This window comes from Modestobacter altitudinis (assembly GCF_005930475.1).
In the GTDB taxonomy this organism is placed as follows: Bacteria; Actinomycetota; Actinomycetes; order Mycobacteriales; family Geodermatophilaceae; genus Modestobacter; species Modestobacter altitudinis.
In genome coordinates this window covers 1-3,132 of sequence record NZ_SJEW01000137.1, presented here as the reverse complement: position 1 = coordinate 3,132, position 3,132 = coordinate 1, and the positions used below count along the sequence as shown (strand labels likewise).

Sequence of the window (3,132 nt, the reverse complement as noted above, 5' to 3'; positions counted from 1 at the left end):
GCCCCCGCCGACCAGCCGCGGGCCACCCTGCCGCCGGCCGGTCCGCCCCGACGCCGCGGCCCGGTCACCGAGCACACCGGACCGCTCCGGCTGGAGTACCGCCCGCACGACGACGACCGGCCCGACCCCGGCGAGGTCGTCTGGGCCTGGGTGCCCTTCGAGGAGGACGACGGCCGCGGCAAGGACCGGCCGGTGCTGGTCGTCGGCCGCGACGGCGACGCGCTGCTGGCGCTCATGCTCAGCAGCAAGGACCACGACCTGGACGCCGACGACGAGGCCCGCCACGGCCGGCACTGGGTGGACGTGGGAACCGGCGCCTGGGACCGGCAGGGCCGCCCGAGCGAGGTGCGGGTCGACCGGGTGCTGCGGATCGACCCGGCCGACGTCCGCCGCGAGGGCGCGGCGCTGGACCGGGCGCGCTTCGACCAGGTCGCGGCCGAGGTGCACCGCCGCCGCGACTGACGACGGACCCCCGCCGCCCCCCGGCCCCTACAGCGGGGCCGTCAGTCGGCGCAGCCCTGCTCGTCGCGCTGGGTGCGCGGGCGCAGGTGGTACACCCCGGCCGAGTCGGTCAGCGACTGCAGGTCGTAGCGGTGCACGACCTTCGGCCCGTCGTGCAGGTGCACGTGGGTGATCGTCGGCAGCGGGTCCCCGTGCCGGGCCGCACGGATCTCCACCCGGCCGTCGAGCGGGCCTCCGACGAAGAGCAGCACGGCATCGGTGTCCTCCGCGCTGCTCACGGCGTCGGCACTCGCTTCTCCCTGGATCGACTGGCGCACCCGGACCAGGGTAGGCGCGCGCCCGCCCGGCCAGCGGCGGGTCCACAGCGGTGTCGGGGGACCGCTCAGCCGGGCCGGGGCCGCAGCAACCGCGCCAGCAGCGGCGCGGAGAAGAGCATCACGAACAACCGCAGCACCTGCACCGACAGCACGAACGTCGCGTCGGCACCGCTGCCGGTGGCGGTCGCGAGCACCGCGTAGAGCCCGCCGGGTGTGGTCGCCAGGTAGCCGTCGAGCAGCGTCACCCCCGCGGTGCGGGACAGCACGACGCCCAGCCCGGCGCAGGCGGCGACCGCGCCGACGATGAGCGCCAGGGCCAGCGGGAGCGCCCGGCCGACCAGCCGGAGGCTGTCCCGGGTGAAGCCGAGTCCCACCTGCAGCCCGATCGCGAGGAACCCCGCGGCCTCGACGACCGCCGGCACGCCGGCGTCCTGGGACAGGCCGGTCAGGTCCAGCGCGGCGGCGACCGCGAGCGGACCGAGCAGCGCGCCGACCGGCAACCGGCTGACCCGGCCCAGCAGCACGCCGAGGACGACGCAGACCGCGGTGAACAGCAGCCCGGCGGGCCAGCCGGGTCCGTCGTCGGCCGGCGTCCCGCCGCCGGAGGAGGCGCCGTAGACCGTCGTCGCCACGATCGGCATCGCCACCACGATGAGCAGCACCCGCAGGTACTGCAGGACGGCGACCACCTGCTCGTCGGCGCCGAGGTCGCGCGCCATCGCGGTGATCCCGGAGGCACCGCCGGCGATCATGGAGAACGCACCGGTCACCGGGCTGATCCCGCGCTGCAGCCGCATCAGCTGGCCGGCCACCAGGCTGACCAGCAGGGTCGCGACCGTCACGGCGAGCACGGGCAGCCAGTGCTCGGCGATCGTGCGCAGGGTGCCGGTCTGCACCAGGGCACCGATCGAGACGCCGATGACCGCCTGCGCGCCGATCCCGGCCGGGCGGGGCAGCGTCAGCCGGGTGCGGCCCAGCAGCGCTCGCCCGAGCCCGGCGACCAGCCCGCCGAACAGCGGGGCGGAGGGGACGCCGAGCAGGGCCAGCACTGCGCCGGCAGCCACCCCGACGGCCAGGACGACGGCCCAGTCGGCGAGCGCCCGCCGTCGTCCCTCCATCGCCGCTCACTCTGCCCCGGCGCCCGTCACCTCCCCGTGCCGGCCCCGCCCTGAGGTGCGTCGAGCGGTGCCTCGACGATGCGGCGGAGCTCGGCGACGTGCGCGGAGAAGGCGGCCCGCCCGGTCTTCGTCAGGGCCAGGCTGGTGCGCTGGCGCGAGGCGATCGTGGCCTTCCGCACCGCCACGTACCCGGCCTCCTCCAGCTGCTTGACGTGCTTGGACAGCACCGAGTCGCTGACCGCGACGGCGTCCCGGACGGCGGAGAACTCCATCGTGTCGACCGCCGCGAGCAGGCCACAGATCTGCAGCCGCGGCGGCGGGTGGATCACCGCGTCGAACCGCGGGACGGCAGCGGTCACTGCTGACCGCGCAGCTCGGCCACCCAGGCGCGACCCCACAGCCGGCTGAGCACGGCGACGGCGATGCCCAGCACGGCACCGGCCGGCACCATCACCCAGTGCTGGTCGAAGCCCTCGGCCAGCACGAACGCGGGCACCAGGACCACCAGGACCAGCACGCCCCACGGCACCATCACCCGTCCGCTCGGGCTGGCCCAGACGCCGCTGATCCTCTTGTAGGCCGCGACCAGCACACCGAGCGCGGCGCAGAACACGAGCAGCGCCGGGAACGTCACCCACAGCGAGTCGAAGGCGTAGGACGCCAGGAAGCCGAACAGCAGCAGGCCCAGCAGGACGTCGTACCACCACGGCTGGAGCACCCGGTCGGCCAGCGCGGCGCGGTCGGCGTCGAGCGCGGCCAGCTGGGCGGCGGCGACGTCCCGGTCCATCTCGTTGCTTTCCATGTTGGAAACAGTGACGCACCACTTTCCACTTCGTCAAGAGACACCGCCCCTGTCGCCGTTCGTGTCGCCGTGGTCTGATGACCGTCCAACTGCGACGGCAGTGGAGGAAGCCCGGTGCGACTCCGGCGCGGTCCCGCCACTGTGACCCGGCCACCCGGCCGGGGAGTCAGGAACTCCCGCTGTCGCTTCCTGCCACCTCCGGGCGTGGACACCCGGGGAGAGGACCAGTGGTCTACCCGTGACCTACCCCTTCGGCGCCGTGGTCGGCATGGACGACATGCGACTCGCGCTGCTGCTCAACGCGGTCTCCCCCGCCGTCGGCGGTGTGCTGGTGCGCGGCGAGAAGGGCACCGCGAAGTCGACGACGGTGCGCGCGCTGGCCGCCGTCCTGCCGCCGGTCGACGTCGTCGCCGGGTGCCGCTTCGCCTGCGAC

6 protein-coding genes and 1 riboswitch are annotated in these 3,132 nt (G+C 75.0%); of the genes, 2 read left to right on the top strand and 4 right to left on the bottom strand.

The window, feature by feature from the left end:
• The coding region (locus FHL79_RS24745; protein ID WP_218938606.1) for a type II toxin-antitoxin system PemK/MazF family toxin at positions 1–462 on the top strand (462 nt) is incomplete at its 5' end.
• A gap of 41 nt (positions 463–503) precedes the next feature.
• On the opposite strand, the gene FHL79_RS24740 is transcribed toward FHL79_RS24745, so the two are convergent.
• From FHL79_RS24740 to FHL79_RS24725, 4 genes are all read right to left on the bottom strand, one after another.
• Complete coding sequence (locus tag FHL79_RS24740; protein WP_218938605.1) at positions 504–779, bottom strand: DUF8847 domain-containing protein; 276 nt, start codon at positions 777–779, stop codon at positions 504–506.
• 65 nt (positions 780–844) lie between these two features.
• Positions 845–1,897, bottom strand: coding sequence for an AbrB family transcriptional regulator (locus FHL79_RS24735; RefSeq protein ID WP_138761203.1), 1,053 nt, complete (start codon positions 1,895–1,897; stop codon positions 845–847).
• A gap of 26 nt (positions 1,898–1,923) precedes the next feature.
• Positions 1,924–2,256, bottom strand: a complete 333-nt coding sequence (locus FHL79_RS24730) for a transcriptional regulator (RefSeq protein WP_138761202.1) — start codon at positions 2,254–2,256, stop codon at positions 1,924–1,926.
• Complete coding sequence (locus FHL79_RS24725; protein ID WP_138761201.1) at positions 2,253–2,699, bottom strand: hypothetical protein; 447 nt, start codon at positions 2,697–2,699, stop codon at positions 2,253–2,255. The genes FHL79_RS24730 and FHL79_RS24725 overlap by 4 nt, the downstream gene beginning before the upstream one ends.
• 68 nt (positions 2,700–2,767) lie before the next feature.
• Positions 2,768–2,890: riboswitch (cobalamin riboswitch) on the top strand.
• Between the two features lie 47 nt (positions 2,891–2,937).
• Here FHL79_RS24725 and FHL79_RS24720 point away from each other — a divergent pair.
• A partial coding sequence (locus tag FHL79_RS24720; RefSeq protein WP_138761200.1) for a hypothetical protein occupies positions 2,938–3,132 on the top strand: 195 nt, incomplete at its 3' end.

Coding starts and splice junctions, on each gene's coding strand:
- FHL79_RS24735 (WP_138761203.1), bottom strand. CDS start 1,897: ATGGAGGGACGACGGCGGGCGCTCGCCGACTGGGCCGTCGTCCTGGCC.
- FHL79_RS24725 (WP_138761201.1), bottom strand. CDS start 2,699: ATGGAAAGCAACGAGATGGACCGGGACGTCGCCGCCGCCCAGCTGGCC.